This is a genomic window from Pseudomonas sp. P4_C3 (genome assembly GCF_056402075.1).
Genome location: NZ_JBFUIC010000050.1, coordinates 1 through 21,533, shown reverse-complemented (window position 1 = coordinate 21,533; position 21,533 = coordinate 1). Strand labels below are relative to the sequence as shown.

Genomic DNA, 21,533 nt, shown 5'->3' with positions numbered 1-21,533 from the left:
CAGGGGATTGCGTTTCAAATGTTAGTGACCCGCAGTTTTGGAGAACAGTTGGATGACCACGACGCCCAGCACAATCAACGCCATCCCCAGCATCGCCGGCACGTCCAGCTTCTGCCCATAGATAAACAGCGCTGCAACGCTGACCATCACGATCCCCATGCCGGCCCACACGGCGTACGCCACGCCCACCGGAACGCTACGCACCACCAGGGTCAGCATCCAGAAGGCAATGCCGTAGCCGAGGATGACCAGCACCAGCGGCAGTGGGGTGCTGAGGCCCTTGACGGCTTTCATCGAAACAGTGGCAATCACTTCGGCGCAGATGGCAATGGCCAGGTAGTAGTAAGCGGTCATGGGTCAATCCTCGTGTGAAGTGTTGCTCTCTGAGGTCGGCATTCTAGTGATTCGCCAGATGCGGTAAAGTCATTACCTATCTGTTTTGAAGATGGGTTGAGTCATGAGCATGCAATGGAATCTGGAGCAGCTGCAGTTGTTTGTCAGCGTAGCGGAGCAGCGTTCGTTTTCTGCCGTGGCGCGGGATCAGCGCAAGGCGCAGTCGGCGGTCAGCAGTTCGATAGCGTTGCTGGAAGAAGACCTGGGTGTCAGCCTGTTCGACCGTAGCAGCGGGCGTCAACCGAAGCTCACTGAAGCCGGTACCGCTTTGCTGGACGAAGCGCGGGAGGTGTTGCGCCAGTGCGAACGGCTAAACGGGCGGGCATTGGCGATGATGCGCGGCCAGGAGGCACGACTGCGTGTGGCGCAGGATGAAGCGATGCCTTATCAGCCGATCATCGAAAGCTTCGAGGCCCTGGCGGACAAATTCCCCAGTCTTGAAGTGCAACTGACCAGCGCCGCCCAAGGCGAAGTCGCGCGCAAGCTGGTGGAGCGGCGTGCCGATCTTGGGCTGCTGTTCTTTCACGATCAGATTCCCGAGGCACTTGAACGGCGGGTGCTGGGCAGCGTGGAAATGGTCACGGTGTGCGGCAAGGATCATCCGTTGGCGCGTAAAGGCGCAGTGGACAGCCAACAATTGGCGCAACATCGGCAGTTGCTGATGTCCACGGAGTCGAGCATTTATCCCGGCAGTGATCCCGCCAGCCCGCAAGTCTGGCGCGCCGACAGTTTCTATGTGATGGCCGAATGGCTGGTGCGTGGCCTCGGCTGGGCCTGGTTGCCACGCCACGTGGTGCAGTACCCGACTTATCAGAATCAGATGGTCGAACTGGTCAGCGAATGGACCCCGCCGGCCCTGGTGGTGGAGCTGGTATGGCGCCGGGATGAGCCGCTCGGTCCGGCCGCGCGCTGGCTCGCCGAACGTTTTGCCGTGCACTTGCAGACGATTGGCGAAAAAAGCCGATAAACTCCGCCGCCATGAATAGAACTCTCTACACCGCGCTGTTTTATCTGGGGCTGCCATTGGTAGCGATTCGGCTTTGGCTGCGCGCACGCAAGGCGCCTGCCTATGCCAGGCGCATCGGCGAACGCTTTTCCTACGGGATGCCGACGATGAAACCGGGCGGCATCTGGGTGCACGCTGTGTCGGTGGGCGAAAGCATTGCTGCCGCGCCGATGATCCGCGCCTTGCTGGCGCGTTATCCGAATCTGCCGATCACCGTGACCTGCATGACCCCGACCGGTTCGGAACGCATCCAGGCACTGTTCGCCAATGAGCCGCGCATCCAGCACTGTTATCTGCCCTATGACCTGCCTTGCGCTGCCCGGCGTTTCCTCGATCGGGTCCAGCCGCAACTGGCGGTGATCATGGAAACCGAGCTGTGGCCCAACCATATCCATCAATGTGCCAAACGCGGGATTCCCGTGGCGTTGGCCAATGCGCGGCTGTCCGAGCGTTCGGCCAGGGGATACGGCCGGTTCCCCAGGCTGACCCAGCCGATGCTGGCCGAGATGAGCCTGTTCGCGGTGCAGACCGAAGCCGAAGCCCGACGCTTGCGCGATCTCGGCGCGCGAGTGGAAACCGTCGAAGTGACCGGATCGATCAAGTTCGACCTGACCATCGACCCGCAACTGCTTGAGCGCGCCAGCCAATTGCGCGGGCAATGGCAGGCGCTGGAACGACCGGTGTGGATCGCGGCCAGTACCCATGACGGCGAAGACGAGGTGGTGCTGGCGGCCCATCGTCAGTTGCTGGCCACTCACCCCGATGCCTTGCTGATTCTGGTGCCGCGTCATCCGGAACGCTTCAATTCGGTGTACGGGTTGTGCCAGCAACAAGGTTTTTCCACGGTCCGGCGTTCCAGCGGCGATGCGATCAGTGCGAATACGTCGGTGCTGCTGGGCGACACCATGGGCGAGTTGCTGTTTCTCTACGCCCTGGCGGACAGTGCATTCGTCGGCGGCAGCCTGGTGCCGAATGGCGGGCATAACTTGCTGGAGCCGGCGGCCCTGGCTAAACCGGTATTGAGCGGGCCGCATCTTTTCAACTTCCTCGAAATCGCCGCGCAGTTGCGCAGTGCCGGGGCGTTGCAGGAAGTGGAGGATGCCGAAGGGCTGGCGGTGGCGGTGCAACGGCTGTTCGAACTGCCGCGAGATGCGCAGCGCATGGCAGAGGCCGGGTTGAACGTGATGCGCGCCAATCAGGGTGCATTGCAGCGGTTGCTGGACGGGTTGGGGCGGTTGATCGAGCGTTAGACCGAATGGTCGGACAGAAAAAGATCGCAGCCTGCGGCAGCTCCTACACGGGATTGATGTTCATCCTGTAGGAGCTGCCGCAGGCTGCGATCTTTTGCTTTTACTGATCAGGTCTCGCTTTCAACTGCTCAGCCGCAGCCTTGGCCAGATCCGGTGGCAGGAAGTCCTTGTCCGGGTTGTAGTTCGGATTGAGCCAGCGTGCCAGGGTTTGCAGATCCCCGGGATTCAACGTACCGGCCTGTTGCTTCAAGCGCAGGTTGTCGAGGATGTAGTCGTAGCGGGTGTTGTTGTAGTCGCGCACCGAGGTGTAGAGCGAGCGCTGCGCATCCAGCACGTCGACGATGTTTCGCGTACCCACCTGATAGCCGATTTCAGTCGCTTCCACCGCGCTCTGGTTGGAGATGATCGATTGCTTGCGCGCCTGTACCTGCTCGACATCGGTGTTCACCGCCCGGTGCAGGTCACGGGTGTTTTCCACGATGCTGCGGCGCAGGGATTCGCGTTGCTGCTCGGTCTGGTCCAGTTGTGCATAGGACTGACGCACCTGAGAGTTGATCAAACCACCACTGTAGATCGGGATGTTCAGTTGCAGGCCAACGGTCGTTTGCTCGACGTTGCCACCGTACGGCAGGGGCTGGTTGTTCGGGTTGCTGAAGCCCAGGGCGTCGTTGTCGCCTTTCTCGTACTTGGCGATCGCGTCAACCGTTGGCAAGTGCCCGGACTTGCGTTGCTTGAGGGTCTGCTCGGCGGCGCTGACGGCATAGTTGCTGGCCAACAGATTGAGGTTCTGCCTGCCCGCCGTTTCGACCCAGGCCTTGGCGTCGTTCGGTACTGGCGGCAGGATCGGCAAGTTATGGCTGATGCCCCAGATCGAGTTGTACTGGCGATTGGTCAGGGTGATCAATGCTTCAAAGGCGTCGTCCACCTGGCGCTGCGCAACAATGCGGTTGGCACGTGCGGTGTCGTAGCTGGCTTGTGAGTTCAATACGTCGGTCTTGTCCGAGAGACCAACATCGAAACGCTCGTTGGATTGATCGAGCTGGCGTTTGAACGCCGCTTCTTCGGCCTTGGTCGAGGCCAGGTTGTCCTGGGTGCGCAGCACGTTGAAATAGCTGTTAGCGGTTTGCAGGATCAGGTTTTGCTCGGTCGCCGAGAGTTGCAGGGCGGCCTGTTCGTTGACTTCCTTGGCGGCCTGGAACTGGAACCAGCGGTCAGCCCGGAACAGCGGCTGCGCCAAAGTGGCCTGGTAAGAATGAGCATCGCGGTTGGACGTGGCGGACGGCTGATCGAGATCCGTACGCACCTCGGAAATATTTGCGCCGCCCGAGAGGTTCGGCAGCAGCCCGGCGCGGGCCTGGGGTACGACTTCTTTCTGCGCGCCGTATTGGGCGATGGCAGCCGCCAGATCGGCGTTGTTGTTGACGGCTTCCTGATAAACGCTGACCAGGTCCGTCTTGGTCGATAAGGGCGCATCTGCTGCCCAGGCCATTCCGTTGGACGCACAAGACACGGCAAGGGCCAGTGAGAGTTTGCGCAGCATAGACGATCCCTAGAATTGATATTACGAAGGTAATTTGAGCGCCAAGGCTAAGGCCCCGCTTTGACAGCGTCAATGCCGGCTCAGCGTAGCGAGTGTAGTTGTGCATTGGGGCTGCAACAATCCTGATACTGCGTGTAATTACGCCATTCATCATGGTATTTGCCGTGGGGTTGGCGTTCTTTGCCAGTTGTGTCTAGACTGGCCGRGTTCTTGTCGGGGTGCCTTGCTATGAGGCTGAGATCGAATAATTTCGGATCCCGTTGAACCTGATCAGGTTAGCGCCTGCGTAGGGAACAAGATTTCTCGTCACCCGGCGAGTCCTCTTGTGCTTCGTCCGGGATGTTGTTCGACAATCGAACACCCCTCGAGCACTGAGCACAGCACAGCTGGTTTTCCCAGCGCCCGTGCGTCCATTCGTTTACAGGTTCGCTCCGACAAAAATCCACTGCCTGGATGTGTGTCTGGAGAGCCCGTGATGACTACAAAAGCAAAAATCGCCACCAACCTGAGTGACTCGGCCAAGGTCGATCAGCAATCGGTTCAGCCGTTTACCCGCTCGCAAAAAATCTATGTTCAGGGCACTCGCCCGGACATCCTCGTGCCGATGCGCGAAATCAGCCTGGACGTGACGCCGACCGACTTCGGCGGCGAGGTCAACGCACCGGTAGTGGTGTATGACACTTCGGGCCCGTACACCGACCCCAATGTCATCATCGATGTGCGCAAAGGCCTGGCCGACGTGCGTTCGCCGTGGATCGAATCCCGTGGCGATACCGAGCGCCTGAGCGGCCTGAGCTCGAATTTCGGCCAGGAGCGCCTTGCCGATCCGGAGCTGACCAAGCTGCGCTTCGCCCACGTCAACAACCCGCGCCGCGCCAAGCCGGGTGCCAACGTCAGCCAGATGCACTACGCCCGCAAAGGCATCATCACCGCCGAGATGGAATACGTCGCCATCCGCGAAAATATGAAGCTCGAAGTGGCCCGCGCCGCCGGCCTGCTGGACCAGCAGCACGCTGGCCACAGCTTCGGCGCCAGCGTGCCGAAAATCATCACCCCCGAATTCGTCCGTGAAGAGATCGCCCGCGGTCGCGCGATCATTCCGGCCAACATCAACCACACCGAACTGGAACCGATGATCATCGGCCGTAACTTCCTGGTGAAGATCAACGGCAACATCGGCAACAGCGCCCTGGGTTCGTCCATCGAAGAAGAAGTGGCGAAACTGACCTGGGGCATTCGCTGGGGTTCGGACACGGTCATGGACCTGTCCACCGGCAAGCACATCCACGAAACCCGCGAGTGGATCATCCGTAACTCGCCGGTGCCGATCGGTACGGTGCCGATCTACCAGGCCCTGGAAAAAGTCGGCGGCGCGGCTGAAGACCTGACCTGGGAGCTGTTCCGCGACACGCTGATCGAACAGGCCGAGCAGGGCGTCGACTACTTCACCATCCACGCTGGCGTGTTGCTGCGCTACGTGCCGATGACCGCCAAGCGCGTGACCGGCATCGTCTCCCGTGGCGGTTCGATCATGGCCAAGTGGTGCCTGGCGCACCACAAAGAGAACTTCCTCTACACCCATTTCGAAGACATCTGCGAAATCATGAAGGCCTACGACGTCAGCTTCTCGCTGGGCGATGGCCTGCGTCCGGGCTCGATTGCCGACGCCAACGACGAAGCGCAGTTCGGCGAACTGGAGACCCTCGGCGAGCTGACCAAGATCGCCTGGAAGCACGATGTGCAGTGCATGATCGAAGGCCCGGGCCACGTGCCGATGCAGTTGATCAAAGAGAACATGGACAAGCAGCTGGAGTGCTGCGACGAGGCGCCGTTCTACACCCTCGGCCCGCTGACCACCGACATCGCGCCGGGCTACGACCACATCACCTCCGGCATCGGTGCGGCGATGATCGGCTGGTTCGGTTGCGCCATGCTTTGCTATGTGACGCCGAAGGAGCACCTGGGCCTGCCGAACAAGGATGACGTGAAGACCGGGATCATCACCTACAAGATCGCCGCGCATGCCGCCGATCTGGCGAAGGGGCACCCGGGCGCACAGATCCGCGACAATGCCTTGAGCAAGGCGCGTTTCGAATTCCGTTGGGAAGACCAGTTCAACCTGGGCCTCGATCCKGACACCGCCCGTTCGTATCACGATGAAACCCTGCCGAAGGATTCGGCCAAGGTCGCGCACTTCTGCTCGATGTGCGGGCCGAAATTCTGCTCGATGAAAATCACCCAGGAAGTCCGCGAGTATGCGGCCAACCAACGGATCGAAGCGGTCGACGTGGACGTTGCCCAAGGCATGGCCGAACAGGCCGAGCGCTTCAAGCAGGAAGGCAGTCAGCTTTACCAGAAAGTTTGATCTGACCTGAAAGGGTGGGGCCTGCACAGGCCCCATCGCCAGCAGGCTGGCTCCCACATTGGATCTGTGGCGTTCACATGTCCCCTGTGGGAGCCAGCCTGCTGGCGATAGCGATCTACACAACAACAAATGCCCCTCTGAGATAACACCCTTGAGCATTCAACCCAGCACTTACTCCCCCGATATCGCGGTGCCGACCGACAAGCGTGTGTTCGGCGGTCGTGATCTGTTTTCCCTGTGGTTCTCCCTCGGCATCGGCCTGATGGTGTTGCAGACCGGAGCATTGCTCGCGCCAGGCCTGGGCCTCTCCGGTTCATTGCTGGCGATTTTTCTCGGCACCCTGGTCGGCGTTCTGCTGCTGGCGGCGGTCGGAGTGATTGGCAGCGACACCGGCCTGTCGTCGATGGCCGCGCTCAAGCTCAGCCTCGGTGTCAAAGGCGCGAGCCTACCGGCGGTGCTGAACCTGCTGCAATTGATCGGCTGGGGTTCGTTCGAAATCATCGTCATGCGCGATGCCGCCAGCCTGCTGGGTGCGAAGGCCTTCAGCGAAGGCAGCCTGCTGTCCAATCCCGTGCTGTGGACGCTATTCTTCGGCGCACTGGCGACTTTGTTGGCCGTTAGCGGTCCATTGACGTTCGTACGGCAGATCCTGCGCAAATGGGGCATCTGGTTGCTGCTGGCTGCGTGCATCTGGCTGACCTGGAACCTGTTTGCCAAGGCCGACCTGGCCGCGTTGTGGGCCCAGGCCGGTGACGGTTCGATGCCGTTTGCCGTGGGTTTCGATATCGCCATTGCCATGCCGCTCTCGTGGTTGCCGCTGATCGCCGACTACTCGCGCTTCGGCAAGCGGGCGAAAAATGTCTTCGGTGGCACCGCCATCGGTTTCTTCATCGGTAATTTCTGGCTGATGAGCCTGGGCGTGGCCTACACCCTGGCGTTCGCGCCGAGCGGTGAAGTCAATGCCTTGCTACTGGCGCTGGCCGGGGCCGGCCTGGGGATTCCGCTGCTGCTGATTCTGCTGGATGAATCGGAAAACGCCTTTGCCGATATTCACTCGGCGGCGGTGTCCAGCGGGATTCTGCTGCGCGCCAAAGTCGAACACCTGGCCCTGGCCATCGGCGTTATCTGCACGCTGATTGCCTTGCTGGCGCCGTTGGCCCAGTACCAGAACTTCCTGCTGCTGATCGGTTCGGTGTTTGCGCCGTTGTTCGGCGTGGTGCTGGTTGACCACTTCATCCTGCGCAAGCGTAGCGCCCAGGTGGCCTCGGCCGCATTGCGCTGGCCGGCACTGCTCGCCTGGCTGGGCGGGGTCAGCACCTATCATTTGTTGGCCAACCTGTATCCGGATGTCGGTGCAACCCTGCCGGCACTGGTAGTGGCAGGGTTGCTCCAGCTAGTGCTGGGCCGGGCCTTCAGTTACGGCCGGGAAACAGCTCGGGCTTGATGATGCCGTTCAGGCGAGGGTAGGGGATCTTCAGTTCGACGTGGCCCAGCGCGTAAGGCGCGATGGTGCTGGTTTCGTACTTGAGGATCACCCCACCGTAGGTCAGCGCCACGTTCCGGGTTTTCTGGAACGGCCAGCTCTTCACGAACTCCGGTTCCTGATCGAGTTTGGTGCTGATCAACCAGCTGTTGTGCGCCACCTGCGCGGCTTTCCAGAACGCGTCTTCCTGCCCTGGCACCAGCATGTCCGACAACGTCAGCACTTTATGCTGCTGGCGCGAATAGTTGATGAAACCTCGACCTGCGGTGCCGTGGTCACCGCCGRTGTCCAGGTAGCTGGACAATTCGACGATCACCAAGCCGTCATGCTGCTCACGTACCTTCGCCTGCAGATAACTGCTGTTGCGTGGGCCGGCGGTGCGCAAAAATTCTTCGCGATAGGCCGCCAGGGTCGGAGCGACCGGCGCGTCGGGCGAGGTGCGGGTCATTTGCAGCAGGCGTTTTTCGATGATGCCGTCCAGTGCAGGCTCGGCCGGAAAGTGCAGGGTGTCGATGTTGACCAGCGGGCAATCCGGGTTGCTGCAACCGGGCTTGAGTTGCTCGGAGGCGTCGCGGGTGGTTTCCAGCGGCGTCCGGTAGTTGGGCTGGAACAGGCTCGCGCAAGCGCCCAGGGTCAGGGCGATAGCGGCCACGGAGGCGATTTTGAAAAGCGACATGAGCGTCCTTTCTGAAACAGGGGAAGGCAAAAAGTTACCGGCTTCGACTCTCAACAAAGCAGTCAGTTCGCCACTAAGCTAATTAGAGTGGGTTTCGCCCTCACCGTCCATCCCGCTGACGGGAAAGGGGCTGCATCAAACGTCACGGGCGCGTTAGGATGGCGCGAAGTCGAGGCCCAGGAAAAAAAGCAGCCTCGAACAGGATTTGCAGTAAAAGAGGATTGTCATGACGGATTTTGCCAACGCCATTCCGACCGCCGTTGATATCGTGCGGCGCGAAAAGTGCTACGAGGGCTTCTACAAACTCGAACGCGTGCACTTGCGCCACGAATTATTCGCCGGGGGCATGAGCCGCGAGATCAATCGTGAAGTGTTCGTTCGCCATGACGCGGTCTGCATGCTGCCATACGATCCGCAGCGCGATGAAGTGGTGCTGATCGAGCAGTTTCGCGTCGGTGCCATGGGCAAGACCGACAATCCGTGGCTGATCGAACTGGTCGCTGGTCTGATCGACAAGGATGAAGTGCCGGAAGCAGTTGCTCACCGCGAAGCGCAGGAGGAAGCTGGGCTGGTAATCGGGGCGCTCTGGCCGATGCTCAAATACTTTCCATCGCCGGGCGGCAGCAACGAATTCGTGCATCTGTACCTGGGGCGTTGCGACACTACCGGGGTTGGCGGCCTGCATGGGCTGGAGGAAGAGGCAGAAGATATTCGCGTCACGGTCTGGGCTTTCGAAGATGCCCTGCAAGCCGTACGCGATGGACGTATTGCCAACGCGGCGAGCATCATTGCCTTGCAATGGCTGGCTTTGAACCGCGTTGAAGTGAGGGGGTTATGGTCGTAAACAAGCTGCGCGATCGCTATCGGGTGGACCTGGTGGGGCTGCAAGCGTCCTGCGAGGCGAACTACGCACGCCTGATGCGACTGCTGCCGGACATGCGCAGCGAGCCTGCCGCGCGGCGTATCGCCGTGACCCATGGCGACCAGATGCTCGGCGTACTGGCGCTGGAAGTGCTGCTGACCTGTCCTTACACCACGACCCTGCAAGTGCGTCAGGAACACAGCCTGCCCTGGCTGCCGGTGCCGCAACTGGAAGTGCAGGTCTATCACGACGCGCGCATGGCCGAAGTGGTCAGCGCCGAACATGCACGACGCTTTCGCGGCATCTATCCTTACCCGAACGCCTCAATGCACCAGCCGGACGAAAAGGCCCAGTTGAACATGTTTCTGGGCGAATGGCTGAGCCATTGCCTGGCGCTGGGGCATGAATACGAAGTAGTACGTTAGTTGTGAAGCGCAGTTGTGAACTATGTCAGGTTCACAGGTTTCCCCTTTCGATCGTCCCCCAGCATAATTGCGGCACTTACCCATCCCCGTGATCACGCCCTGGGAGAACGCCTTGCCGAGCGTATCCACATTGACCACCGCCGATCCGGCGTTGCTGGTGCAACTCTCCGACAGCCATCTGTTTGCCGAAGCGGACGGCGCGTTGCTGGGCATGAATACCCGCGACAGCCTGCAGAAGGTCATCGAACTGGTGCGCGCGCAACAGCCGCAGATTGACTTGATCCTGGCAACGGGTGATCTGTCCCAGGACGGGACGCTGGAGTCCTACCGGCAATTTCGTGACATGACGCGCCAGCTCGATGCGCCGGCGCGCTGGATTCCCGGTAATCACGATGAGCCGCAGATCATGGCCGAGGCCGCGGTGCAGAGTGCTTTGCTCGAACCGGTGGTGGATATCGGCAACTGGCGGGTCACGTTGCTTGATTCGGCCGTGCCAGGCTCGGTGCCGGGTTATTTGGAGGATGAACAGTTGCAGCTGCTCGCCCGCGCGTTGAGCGAAGCGCCGGAGCGTCATCATCTGGTGTGCTTCCACCATCACCCGGTTTCGATTGGTTGCGCGTGGATGGAGCCTATCGGTCTGCGCAATCCCGAGGCGTTTTTTGAAGTGCTGGATCGTTTTCCACAAGTGCGTGCCGTGCTGTGGGGACATGTGCACCAGGAAATCGATCAATTACGTAACGGCGTGCGTCTGATCGCCTCGCCCTCGACTTGCATCCAGTTCGAACCGGGCAGCGAGGATTTCAAGGTCGGCGAACAGGCACCGGGCTATCGCTGGTTGCGACTGCTGCCCGACGGGCGGCTGGAAACCGGGGTGGAGCGGGTCACCGGGTTCGATTTCACTGTGGATTACGGTTCCAACGGCTACTGATAAATCCAGTAAACTCCGCCTCTTTTAGCCGACGCACAGGGAACTCAAATGTCCGGTTCGATCCTTTATGTCCACGGCTTCAACAGCTCGCCGTTGTCGAAGAAGGCCTGCCAGTTGATCGACGTGATGGAGCGCTTGGGCCTGAGCGAACACTTGCGCGTTCCAGCGTTGCACCATCACCCGCGCCAGGCTATTGCTCAACTGGAGCAGGCGATTGCCGAGCTGGGGCGGCCACTGCTGGTCGGCAGCTCGCTCGGCGGCTACTATGCCACTCACTTGGCCGAGCGCCTTGGCTTGAAAGCCCTGTTGATCAACCCTGCCGTCAGCCCGCACCGGATGTTCGACGGCTTTCTGGGGACACAGAAAAACCTGTATACCGAAGAGACCTGGGAAATGACCCACGACCACGTGGCGGCCCTGGCCGAACTGGAAGTGCCGGTGCCCCAGGAGCCGCAGCGTTATCAGGTATGGTTGCAGACCGGGGACGAAACGCTGGACTATCGCCTCGCCCAGCAGTATTACCGGGCCTGTGCCTTGCGCATTCAGGCCGGCGGCGACCACAGTTTCCAGGGTTTTGCCACGCAACTGCCGGCCATGCTGAGTTTTGCCGGCATTGGCGCCGATTTGTATCAGGCAATCGATTTCAGCGCATTGTGAGCGATAGCCCCATGAATTCTTTTTTCACCGAACACTGACGACGAGACCCCATGGCCACTCCCAGCGCTAGCTCTTATAACGCAGACGCCATCGAAGTCCTCTCGGGCCTCGACCCGGTGCGCAAGCGCCCCGGCATGTACACCGACACCAGTCGGCCGAACCACCTTGCCCAGGAAGTCATCGACAACAGTGTCGACGAAGCCTTGGCCGGGCATGCCACATCGGTGCAAGTGATCCTGCATGCCGACCACTCCCTGGAAGTCAGCGACGACGGCCGTGGCATGCCGGTGGACATTCACCCCGAGGAAGGTGTTTCGGGCGTCGAGTTGATCCTCACCAAGCTGCATGCCGGTGGCAAGTTTTCCAACAAGAACTACCAGTTCTCCGGCGGTCTGCACGGTGTGGGTATTTCCGTGGTCAACGCCTTGTCCACCGAAGTGCGGGTGCGTGTAAAACGTGAAGGCAACGAATACCAGATGACCTTCAAGGATGGCTACAAGGCCACCGAGCTGGAAATCGTCGGTACGGTCGGCAAGCGCAACACCGGCACCAGCGTGTTCTTCGCACCGGATCCGAAATACTTCGACTCCCCGAAATTCTCCATCAGTCGCCTCAAGCACGTGCTCAAGGCCAAGGCCGTGTTGTGCCCGGGGCTGCTGGTCAGTTTTGAAGACAAGGCCACCGGCGAGAAAGTCGAATGGCATTACGAAGACGGCCTGCGTTCCTACCTGGTGGATGCGGTCAGCGAATTCGAGCGCCTGCCGGACGAGCCGTTCTGCGGTAGCCTGGCCGGTAATAAAGAAGCGGTGGATTGGGCGCTGCTGTGGCTGCCCGAAGGTGGCGACGCGGTCCAGGAAAGCTACGTCAACCTGATCCCGACAGCCCAGGGCGGCACCCACGTCAACGGTTTGCGTCAAGGCCTGCTCGACGCCATGCGTGAATTCTGCGAATTCCGCAGCCTGCTGCCGCGTGGCGTGAAGCTGGCGCCGGAAGACGTCTGGGAGCGCATTGCCTTCGTGCTGTCGATGAAGATGCAGGAACCGCAATTCTCCGGCCAGACCAAGGAGCGGCTGTCTTCTCGTGAAGCGGCGGCGTTCGTCTCCGGTGTGGTCAAGGATGCGTTCAGCCTGTGGCTCAATGCCAACCCGGAAACCGGCATGCTGCTGGCGGAACTGGCGATCAACAACGCCGGCCGTCGCCTCAAGGCCAGCAAGAAGGTCGAGCGCAAACGCATTACCCAAGGCCCGGCGCTGCCAGGCAAGTTGGCTGATTGTGCCGGGCAAGACCCGATGCGTTCCGAACTGTTCCTGGTGGAAGGTGATTCCGCCGGCGGTTCCGCCAAGCAAGCGCGGGACAAGGAATTCCAGGCGATCCTGCCATTGCGCGGCAAGATCCTCAACACCTGGGAAGTCGACGGCAGCGAAGTGCTGGCCAGCCAGGAAGTGCACAACATTGCCGTGGCCATCGGTGTCGATCCGGGCGCGGCGGACATCAGCCAGCTGCGCTACGGCAAGATCTGCATCCTCGCCGACGCCGACTCCGACGGTCTGCACATCGCGACCTTGCTGTGCGCCTTGTTCGTCCAGCATTTCCGCCCATTGGTGGATGCCGGTCACGTCTACGTCGCGATGCCGCCGTTGTACCGCATCGATCTGGGCAAAGAGATCTACTACGCCCTCGATGAAGCCGAACGCGATGGCATCCTCGATCGCCTGGTGGCCGAGAAGAAGCGCGGCAAGCCGCAGGTCACCCGATTCAAGGGCCTGGGTGAAATGAACCCGCCGCAGCTGCGTGAGACCACCATGGACCCGAACACCCGGCGTCTGGTGCAGTTGACCCTGGAAGATTTCGAGGCGACCTCGGAAATGATGGACATGCTGCTGGCGAAGAAGCGCGCCGGTGACCGTAAGACCTGGCTGGAGTCCAAGGGCAACCTGGCCGAGGTTCTGGGCTGATGCGCCTGGGCTTTGCCCTGGCCTGTGGGTTGCTGCTGACGTCGAACATGGTATCCGCCGAGCCGGCGCCACAGTTGCGCCTGTTGTCTGAACATGTCGTCGACGGCATGCGCGGCGGCAACCTGTCCGGGCTGGCGCAGTGCGGCAATGATCTGTGGGCGGTTTCCGACCGCGACGATAATCAGATCTACCGCATGGATACCAGCGAATCTGTCTGGCAGGCTGAAACGGTGCACATCAACGCACCGCCAGTGCCTGACAGCGGCTTGCCCTGGGGGCTGAAGTCTCGCGTCTGGGGGGCTTCTTTCGTGCGTGGCGGTGATCTGGACTTTGAAGGCATCACCTGCGACAGCGCCGGCAATCGCTACATCGTCAGCGAAGGCCATGCTGCTGTCTTGCAAGTGCCGCCAACGGGGCCCGCCGCCTGGCTGAAGATCTCGCCGATGCTGGTTCGCGAGGCACGGGCCAGAGGCCTGCTGTTGCAGTTCAATGCGTTGTTCGAAGGGCTGGCGGTCAATCCGGCAGGCGATCAGTTGTGGTTCGCCGCCGAGCGGCAAGGCCGCGGACTGCTGATGATCAAGCGCAAACAGACCCTGTGGGATTGCGACGGTGGTTGCGTGCTGCTGAGCGAGGCGGGCATGGAAATGCAGCCCGAGCAGTTTCCCCATGCCAAAGCCGTGCCGCGGGACTTCTCTGACCTGTCACTGTTCAACGGCAAGCTGTTCATCCTTGAACGCAACGCCTACCAGATCTGCCGCCGGGATCCGCAGACGGCCAAGGTCGAGCGCTGCTGGTCGTACGCCGCCGAGTTGTTGCAGGAAAACCGTCGTTATCCACAGAGCTACGGACTGGAAGAAGCGTTGATCGTGGATGCCGATGGCGCCTGGGTCGGTGTCGACAACAATTTTGGCGCGCGTGCCGATGGCGAAGTCCGTCCGGTGGTCTGGCGCTTCGCTGCACCGGAAGGTGGCTGGAGTGCCAAGCCGTGAGACAACAAACCCCAGGGCAGCGCATCGGCCGGGTGTTCATGGTGCTGGCCTGGTGTGCGGCGCTGTTTCTGGCCACGCGGTTTTTCGGCCAGTGGGAAGCGCGTCAGCAAAATCCGAATGTGGTGGTCAGTTCGGAGCAGGGCGAAGGTTTCATTGAGGTGAAACTGGCCAGCAATGTGCAGGGGCATTTTGTCGCCAGCGGTCAGATCAACGGTCAGCCGGTGGACTTCATGCTCGATACCGGGGCGACCGATGTATCGATCCCTCTGGATCTGGCCAGGCGATTGAAGCTCGAAGAAGGATTCGGCGTGACCCTGAGCACGGCCAATGGCCTGAGCCAGGGCTATCGCACCCGTATCGAACGCCTGCAACTGGGCGACATCGTGCTGCGGGATGTACGCGCACTGGTGGCCCCGGGGCTGCATGGCGATCAGGTGTTGCTCGGCATGAGCGCACTGAACAAACTTGAATTTACCCAGCGCGGTGGCACCATGCTGCTGCGCCAGACAACGAACCGATGAGGCCCGCATGAGCGACTCCCTTGATCTCAGCCTGGACGGTGTAGAACGCCGCTCGCTGGCTGACTTCACCGAAAATGCCTACCTCAACTACTCCATGTACGTGATCATGGACCGTGCCCTGCCGCATATCGGCGACGGTCTGAAACCGGTACAGCGCCGCATTATTTATGCGATGAGCGAGTTGGGGCTGGACGCCGATTCCAAGCACAAGAAGTCGGCGCGTACCGTCGGTGACGTGCTCGGCAAGTTCCACCCTCACGGCGATTCGGCCTGCTACGAAGCCATGGTGCTGATGGCCCAGCCGTTCAGCTATCGCTACACGCTGGTCGACGGCCAGGGCAACTGGGGTGCGCCGGATGATCCCAAGTCCTTCGCCGCCATGCGTTACACCGAAGCGCGGTTGTCGCGTTATTCCGAAGTGCTGCTCAGCGAACTGGGCCAGGGCACGGCTGATTGGGGCCCGAACTTCGACGGTACCCTCGACGAACCGCTGGTCTTGCCGGCCCGTCTGCCGAACATTCTGCTCAACGGCACCACCGGTATCGCCGTGGGCATGGCCACCGACGTTCCGCCGCACAACCTGCGGGAAGTCGCCACGGCGTGCGTGCGTTTGCTCGATGAGCCCAAGGCCACGGTCGAACAGCTCTGCGAACACATCCAGGGCCCGGACTACCCGACCGAAGCGGAAATCATCACCCCGCGCGCCGACCTGCTGAAGATCTACGAAACCGGTCGTGGTTCGGTGCGCATGCGTGCCGTGTATCACATTGAAGACGGCGACATCATCGTCACCGCACTGCCGCACCAGGTCTCGGGCGCCAAGGTGCTGGAACAGATCGCCGCGATGATGCAGGCCAAGCCGTCCAAGGCGCCGCAAATTGCCGACTTGCGTGACGAATCCGACCACGAAAACCCGTGCCGGATCGTGATCATTCCGGGCGCGCGGAAAAACTTCGACCACGATGCGCTGATGCAGCACCTGTTCGCCAGCACCGAGCTGGAGTCGAGCTACCGGGTCAACGTCAACATCATTGGCCTGGACGGCAAGCCGCAACTGAAAAACCTGCGGGCGCTGCTGGTCGAATGGCTGGAGTTCCGGGTGCAGACCGTGCGTCGCCGCCTGCAATTCCGCCTCGACAAGGTCGAGCGTCGCCTGCACCTGTTGGACGGTTTGTTGATTGCCTACCTCAACCTGGATGAAGTGATCCACATCATCCGCACCGAGGAGCACCCGAAAGCCGCGCTGATCGAGCGCTTCGCCCTCAGCGAAATCCAGGCCGAATACATCCTCGACACCCGTTTGCGCCAGTTGGCGCGACTGGAAGAGATGAAGCTGCGTGCCGAGCAGGATGAACTGCTCAAGGAACAAGCCAAGCTGCAAGCCCTGCTCAGCAGCGAAGCCAAGTTGAAAAAACTGGTGCGCAGCGAACTGATCAAGGACGCGGAAACCTACGGCGATGACCGTCGGTCGCCTATTGTCGAGCGCGCCGAAGCCAAGGCCCTGACCGAGCACGATCTGCTGCCGAACGAGAAAGTGACGGTCGTTTTGTCGGAAAAAGGCTGGATTCGCTCCGCCAAAGGCCACGAAATCGACGCCACTGGGCTTTCCTACAAGGCCGGGGACGGATTCAAGGCGCTGGCAGCCGGACGCTCCAACCAGTTCGCGGTGTTTATCGACTCCACCGGCCGCAGTTATTCAGTGGCCGCCCACACCTTGCCGTCGGCCCGTGGCCAGGGCGAACCGCTGACCGGTCGCCTGACGCCACCGCCGGGAGCGAGTTTCGAATGCGTGCTGATGCCGGAAGACGATGCGCTGTATGTGATAGCCTCCGACGCCGGCTACGGTTTTGTGGTCAAGGGTGAAGACCTGCAGGCCAAGAACAAGGCGGGCAAGGCCCTGCTGAGCCTGCCGAACAACGCCAAAGTCATGCTGCCGCGCCCAGTGGCCGATCGTGAGCAGAACTGGCTGGCGTCGGTGACGACCGAAGGTCGCCTGCTGATCTTCAAAATCAGCGACCTGCCACAATTAGGTAAGGGCAAAGGCAACAAGATCATCGGGATTCCCGGTGAGCGAGTGGCCAGTCGCGAAGAGTTCGTGACGGACATCGCTGTATTGCCGGACGGTGCAACATTGGTGTTGCAGGCCGGGAAACGGACCTTGTCACTGAAAGCGGACGACCTCGAACACTACAAGGGTGAACGTGGCCGTCGTGGCAATAAGTTGCCGCGTGGCTTCCAGAGGGTCGATGCGCTGCTCGTCGAAAACCTCAATTAGGCGACTTAGAAGCGCCGATCTACGATTTAACCCGTAGTTCGGCGCTTTGCGCTGGAGTCGGAACGCATATTCACGGATGATATGGCCTTTCAAGCGCCGGCATTGCCGCGCGTTCTTCATATTTATTGAGTATTTTCACTGTGATCAGCCTTTTAGCGATCACCTGGATGGGACGATGACTGCTCTGCGCCTTCCTTTTATTCTTTTGCTCGTCGGCGTTCTTGGCCTGGCGGGTTGCAGCGTTCACCAACCGGTGTCGTTGTATCAACTGGACGCTGGTAGTCCGGTTCAGCCCGCACAGAACGCGGGCATGGCGGTATTGTTGGGGCCGGTCACCGTGGCCGACTACCTGCAACGCGAAACCCTGTTGCAGCGTCAGCCGGATGGCAGCCTGCAAGCCTCGACCGACGGTCGTTGGGCTGGCAGCCTTTCGTCGGATATCGATCAGCTGCTGCTGCGTCAGGTCGCAGGTCGCCTGGACAGCCAGCGCGTGGTGCTGGCCCCGGCGACAGTGGGCTTCACCCCGGACGTTCAGGTACTGCTGACCATCACGCGGCTGGACTCGGGTGAAAAACAACCGGCGGTCCTCGACGCGCAATGGCGCCTGATCGACCGTCGCGGGCAGGTCCGCGACAACCGCATCATCCATTTGCAGGAGCAGCATGCCGGTAGTACGGCGGCTCAGGTCCAGGCTCAGGGTGTGTTGCTGCAACGCCTGGCCGAGCAGCTGTCGGTGGCGCTCAAGCCGCTGGCCAATCAGCCGCCGATCGCCGAGGTCCCGCGCAAGCCGGCAGCCAAGGCGGCAGCACCTGCGGTAGAACAGGAAAAGCAGCCGAAAATCCCGATGGCCGCGCCGGTCCGGACGGATATGGAAGTGTTCCGCTTCTAAGCCTGGATGGATTTGAAACAAAGCCCGCATTGATGCGGGCTTTGTTGTTTCTGCAGGTTGGAGATATCTAGCGCCTGTCCCGGCCTCATCGCGAGCAAGCTCGCTCCCACAGGGGGCGCGGTCGTACGCAAGAATTGTATTCACAGAGACCAATGTGGGAGCGAGCTTGCTCGCGATGAGGCCAGAGCAGGCTACAAAAAAGCCCGCAGACGATCGCTCATCTACGGGCTTCTTCACCTTGGGGTCAAGGTTTAAGCGCGGCGCTCATGCATCCGCGCCAGTTGCCGTTCAAGCATCGATGGATACGGCTCCATCAACCGTTCCACGCAGCACGCGCCCTCAGGGCTGGCAATCGGGCGGATCCGTGCGCGCTGGCGGATCAAGGCGTCATCACTGATCTTGCGCTCCACCAGCAGCAGGTTGCGGCTGTGTTGCGACAGGGCCAGGGCGTCCTGGGCGGGGTCGGTCAGCAGCAGGTCGATCTGGCTCAGGCCGAACAATTCGTCACCGAGGGTCAGGCCCAGCTGCAGTTGCAGGGTGATGCCGCTGTCCGCGACTTCGATCTGCAACTGGTGGCCCAGAGCCCGCAGCAGCTCGCCACAGCAAATGGCGTTGGTCAGGTAATCGTCGCCGCTGTCTTCGGTGTGGAACAGCATCAAGGTGCTGCCATCGTTCAAGGTTTCCACTTCGCCTTGATACAGCGACGCGGCCTGATCGAGGCAGTCGCGATAGCGTTCGAGCAGTTCTTCAAGACGTGCCCGCGGCAGGCGTCGCAGTTGTTCCTGGGAGCCCAGCTGCACTGCCAGCACCGCGCTGTGTTGCGGCACGCTCGGTGTGGCCTGGCGAATGACCGGTTGCGGGTTGCTGCCCAGCGATTCGTCGCGCAGGTCGGCGAACGGGTCTTCATCTTCATCATCGTCGTCTTCGACGGTGCTGACGATCTGCCGTGGCGCTGGCTTGAGCGCCGCTACCGGGCTGCTCTCGTCGAAACTCGGATCGCGCAGGTTGCGGACTTCGAAGGCCGGGTCGGCTTCGTCATCCATGTCGTCGAATTCCGGTTCCGGTTCCGGCACAGGGGCGGGCTCCGGGGCGAAGTTGGCGTGCAGCTGACGCGCCAGGTCGCCGATTTCGTCCTGGCGGTCGGTGGCCGGGGTGTATTCATCGATGTTGCGCAGCCACACCCGCAATTGCAGCAGCGGCGTGGAGAGATAACGCCCCATGCGCAGGCTCAGGGCCAAAGACAGGGCCAGCAGGATGGCGCTCAGAATGCCCATGCTTTGCAGGCTGATGGTCATCGGCTGCTGGAACTGATCCATGTCCAGGCTGATGCGCAGCTGGCCAGCCGTCACGTCCTGAAAAGTGATCTTGCTCTGGTAGATGCCCTCGGCTTCGCCCAGCAGGCCGTGTTTGGGGCGCTGACCGGCTTCGGCAAGGATGCGGTTATCCATGCTGTAGATGGCTGCATGCGCCACCAGCTTGTTCTTGGTCAGGTTGTTGAGCAGCACGTTGAGGCTGAGGATGTCGTTGGACACCAACAGCTCGGTGGCCGAGGTGGCCGTCTGCGTGGTCAGGCTTTCGCCCAGCGCATCCGCCTGCTCGTGCATGGCCTGCTTGAACTGCAAGCCCATCACACCGGCATAGATGACCAGGGCCAGGGCGACCAGGATCACGTTATGGCTGGCGATGCGCAATGCAATCGGTACACGGCGGTGGCGCAGTGCCCGGAAGATCAGCAGGAAGAAGTTGTCGGTTTTTACTGGCGTGGGCCGGTTCACTTGAGCTCGGCTCTTTTGTCCGTGAAGTTGACGCGCAGTATAGCGACAGGCCCTAGGCCGTCAAAGCGCTCACGGTGCCCGATGGTCACTGAAAGTGGGTAGAATGCGTTTTTTTTCCACCTGCGGGGGTGCGCCTTGCGCGAAATCGTCCTGATAAACATCACGGGAGTCGACCGTCCGGGTCTGACTGCGGCCATTACCGGCGTTCTGGCCCAGGGTGGTGTGAACATTCTCGACATCGGTCAGGCGGTGATCCACGACACCTTGTCGTTCGGCATCCTGGTTGAAATTCCCGACACCGAACAAGGCAAGTCCGTGCTCAAGGACATCCTGTTCAAGGGGTACGAGCTCGATCAACAGGTGCGTTTCACGCCGGTGTCCGAAGAGGATTACCAGCAGTGGGTCGGCAACCAGGGTAAAAAACGCCACATCGTGACCCTGTTGACCCGCAAGGTGACAGCCGGGCAGTTGCAGGCCGTGAGTTCGATCACCGCCAAATATGGCCTGAACATTGATCACATCGATCGTCTGTCCGGACGTATGCCGCTGGACACCCCGGCCGACAAGGGCAAGGGCTGCATCGAGTTCTCCGTGCGTGGCGAGGCGGCTGATCCGCAGGCGCTGCGTGCCGAATTCCTCAGCGTTGCCCAGGAACTGAACGTCGACATCGCCTTCCAGGAAGATTCGCTGTTCCGGCGCAACCGTCGCCTGGCGGTGTTCGATATGGATTCAACGCTGATCGAAGCCGAAGTGATCGATGAACTGGCCAAGGCGGCCGGTGTGGGTGACAAGGTTGCGGAAATCACCGAACGGGCGATGGCCGGTGAGCTGGATTTCCGCGCCAGCTTCAAGGAGCGCCTGGCCTTGCTCAAAGGTCTGGACGTCAATGTGCTGGATTCCATCGGTGCCTCGCTGCGCCTGACCGAAGGCGCCGAAACCCTGTTCGCTGAACTCAAGCGCCTGGGTTACAAGACTGCGATTCTGTCGGGCGGCTTCACCTACTTCGCCAAGCAATTGCAGGCCAAGCTGGGTATCGACTACGTGTTTGCCAACGAACTGGAAGTGGTCGACGGCAAAGTCACCGGCGTGGCGGTCGAGCCGATTGTCGATGCGCAGCGCAAGGCCGATTTGCTGAAGGAACTGGCGCACAAGGAAGGTTTGCGCTTGGAGCAGACCATCGCGGTCGGCGACGGTGCCAACGACCTGCCGATGCTGGCAATTGCCGGGTTGGGCGTGGCATTCCGTGCCAAGCCGCTGGTCAAGCAGTCGGCCAAACAGGCGATTTCGACCCTGGGTCTGGATGGTGTGTTGTACCTGCTGGGCTTCCGCGATCGCGACGGCCAGCTCTAGGCACCACAAATAAATGTGGGAGCGAGCTTGCTCGCGATTGCATAGTGTCAGTCGACATCTTCGTTGACTGATACACCGCTATCGCGAGCAAGCTCGCTCCCACATTTATTTGTGGTGCCTAGAGCTGGCCGTCGCGATCGCGGAAGCCCAGCAGGTACAACACACCATCCAGACCCAGGGTCGAAATCGCCTGT

18 protein-coding genes and 1 riboswitch are annotated in these 21,533 nt (G+C 60.9%); of the genes, 14 read left to right on the top strand and 4 right to left on the bottom strand.

Features of this window, described 5'->3' with window-relative positions; all coding sequences use genetic code 11:
- Positions 1-21: 21 nt before the first annotated feature.
- The gene (locus AC1DVH_RS11620) at positions 22-354 is read right to left on the bottom strand and encodes a DMT family transporter (protein ID WP_007977444.1); all 333 of its coding nucleotides are present in this window, start codon (positions 352-354) and stop codon (positions 22-24) included.
- Positions 355-457: 103 nt separating this feature from the next.
- On the opposite strand from AC1DVH_RS11620, the gene AC1DVH_RS11615 reads away from it, so the two are divergent.
- Both AC1DVH_RS11615 and waaA read left to right on the top strand, forming a co-directional pair.
- On the top strand, positions 458-1,360 hold the full coding sequence (locus AC1DVH_RS11615) for a LysR family transcriptional regulator (protein ID WP_477753922.1): 903 nt from the start codon (positions 458-460) through the stop codon (positions 1,358-1,360).
- Between the two features lie 11 nt (positions 1,361-1,371).
- Positions 1,372-2,649, top strand: a complete 1,278-nt coding sequence (waaA, locus tag AC1DVH_RS11610; protein WP_477753921.1) for a lipid IV(A) 3-deoxy-D-manno-octulosonic acid transferase — start codon at positions 1,372-1,374, stop codon at positions 2,647-2,649.
- Positions 2,650-2,749: 100 nt separating this feature from the next.
- Here the strand turns inward: waaA and AC1DVH_RS11605 are convergent, their stop codons facing one another.
- Entirely contained in the window at positions 2,750-4,189 is a 1,440-nt protein-coding gene (locus tag AC1DVH_RS11605) for a TolC family outer membrane protein (RefSeq protein WP_477753920.1), read from the bottom strand.
- Positions 4,190-4,393: 204 nt separating this feature from the next.
- A riboswitch (TPP riboswitch) is annotated at positions 4,394-4,499 on the top strand.
- Between the two features lie 165 nt (positions 4,500-4,664).
- Here AC1DVH_RS11605 and thiC point away from each other — a divergent pair.
- Together thiC and cytX are read left to right on the top strand one after the other, a co-directional pair.
- Positions 4,665-6,554, top strand: a complete 1,890-nt coding sequence (gene thiC, locus AC1DVH_RS11600; protein WP_477753919.1) for a phosphomethylpyrimidine synthase ThiC — start codon at positions 4,665-4,667, stop codon at positions 6,552-6,554.
- A 151-nt stretch (positions 6,555-6,705) separates the two neighbouring features.
- A complete protein-coding gene (cytX, locus tag AC1DVH_RS11595) occupies positions 6,706-7,998 on the top strand; it encodes a putative hydroxymethylpyrimidine transporter CytX (RefSeq protein WP_477753918.1) in 1,293 nt (430 codons plus the stop codon).
- Here the strand turns inward: cytX and AC1DVH_RS11590 are convergent.
- A complete protein-coding gene (locus AC1DVH_RS11590; protein ID WP_477753917.1) occupies positions 7,967-8,713 on the bottom strand; it encodes an RsiV family protein in 747 nt (248 codons plus the stop codon). The two genes, cytX and AC1DVH_RS11590, sit on opposite strands and share 32 nt — an antisense overlap.
- 226 nt (positions 8,714-8,939) lie before the next feature.
- On the opposite strand from AC1DVH_RS11590, the gene AC1DVH_RS11585 reads away from it, so the two are divergent.
- The 9 genes from AC1DVH_RS11585 to AC1DVH_RS11545 all read left to right on the top strand — a co-directional run bounded on the left by AC1DVH_RS11585 (position 8,940) and on the right by AC1DVH_RS11545 (position 18,214).
- Entirely contained in the window at positions 8,940-9,557 is a 618-nt protein-coding gene (locus AC1DVH_RS11585; protein WP_008016925.1) for an NUDIX domain-containing protein, read from the top strand.
- A complete protein-coding gene (locus AC1DVH_RS11580; RefSeq protein WP_007977461.1) occupies positions 9,548-10,000 on the top strand; it encodes a DUF1249 domain-containing protein in 453 nt (150 codons plus the stop codon). Before AC1DVH_RS11585 ends, AC1DVH_RS11580 begins: the two co-directional genes overlap by 10 nt.
- Before the next feature lie 112 nt (positions 10,001-10,112).
- The gene (cpdA, locus tag AC1DVH_RS11575) at positions 10,113-10,928 is read left to right on the top strand and encodes a 3',5'-cyclic-AMP phosphodiesterase (protein ID WP_477753916.1); all 816 of its coding nucleotides are present in this window, start codon (positions 10,113-10,115) and stop codon (positions 10,926-10,928) included.
- A 48-nt stretch (positions 10,929-10,976) separates the two neighbouring features.
- Positions 10,977-11,585: a YqiA/YcfP family alpha/beta fold hydrolase gene (locus tag AC1DVH_RS11570; RefSeq protein ID WP_477753915.1), complete on the top strand. Its 609-nt coding sequence runs from the start codon at positions 10,977-10,979 to the stop codon at positions 11,583-11,585.
- 50 nt (positions 11,586-11,635) lie between these two features.
- Entirely contained in the window at positions 11,636-13,540 is a 1,905-nt protein-coding gene (gene parE, locus AC1DVH_RS11565; RefSeq protein ID WP_477753914.1) for a DNA topoisomerase IV subunit B, read from the top strand.
- Positions 13,540-14,529, top strand: coding sequence for an esterase-like activity of phytase family protein (locus AC1DVH_RS11560; protein ID WP_477753913.1), 990 nt, complete (start codon positions 13,540-13,542; stop codon positions 14,527-14,529). The genes parE and AC1DVH_RS11560 overlap by 1 nt, the downstream gene beginning before the upstream one ends.
- Entirely contained in the window at positions 14,526-15,050 is a 525-nt protein-coding gene (locus tag AC1DVH_RS11555) for a retropepsin-like aspartic protease family protein (protein WP_477753912.1), read from the top strand. The genes AC1DVH_RS11560 and AC1DVH_RS11555 overlap by 4 nt, the downstream gene beginning before the upstream one ends.
- Positions 15,051-15,057: 7 nt before the next feature.
- Positions 15,058-17,325, top strand: a complete 2,268-nt coding sequence (gene parC, locus AC1DVH_RS11550; RefSeq protein WP_477753911.1) for a DNA topoisomerase IV subunit A — start codon at positions 15,058-15,060, stop codon at positions 17,323-17,325.
- A 175-nt stretch (positions 17,326-17,500) separates the two neighbouring features.
- Entirely contained in the window at positions 17,501-18,214 is a 714-nt protein-coding gene (locus AC1DVH_RS11545; RefSeq protein ID WP_477753910.1) for a PqiC family protein, read from the top strand.
- A gap of 251 nt (positions 18,215-18,465) precedes the next feature.
- Here AC1DVH_RS11545 and AC1DVH_RS11540 read toward each other — a convergent pair whose 3' ends face one another.
- Positions 18,466-19,989: an AhpA/YtjB family protein gene (locus AC1DVH_RS11540; RefSeq protein WP_477753909.1), complete on the bottom strand. Its 1,524-nt coding sequence runs from the start codon at positions 19,987-19,989 to the stop codon at positions 18,466-18,468.
- Positions 19,990-20,124: 135 nt separating this feature from the next.
- Here AC1DVH_RS11540 and serB point away from each other — a divergent pair, with 135 nt between their 5' ends.
- The gene (gene serB, locus AC1DVH_RS11535; RefSeq protein ID WP_477753908.1) at positions 20,125-21,339 is read left to right on the top strand and encodes a phosphoserine phosphatase SerB; all 1,215 of its coding nucleotides are present in this window, start codon (positions 20,125-20,127) and stop codon (positions 21,337-21,339) included.
- The last annotated feature ends 194 nt before the right edge of the window (positions 21,340-21,533 follow it).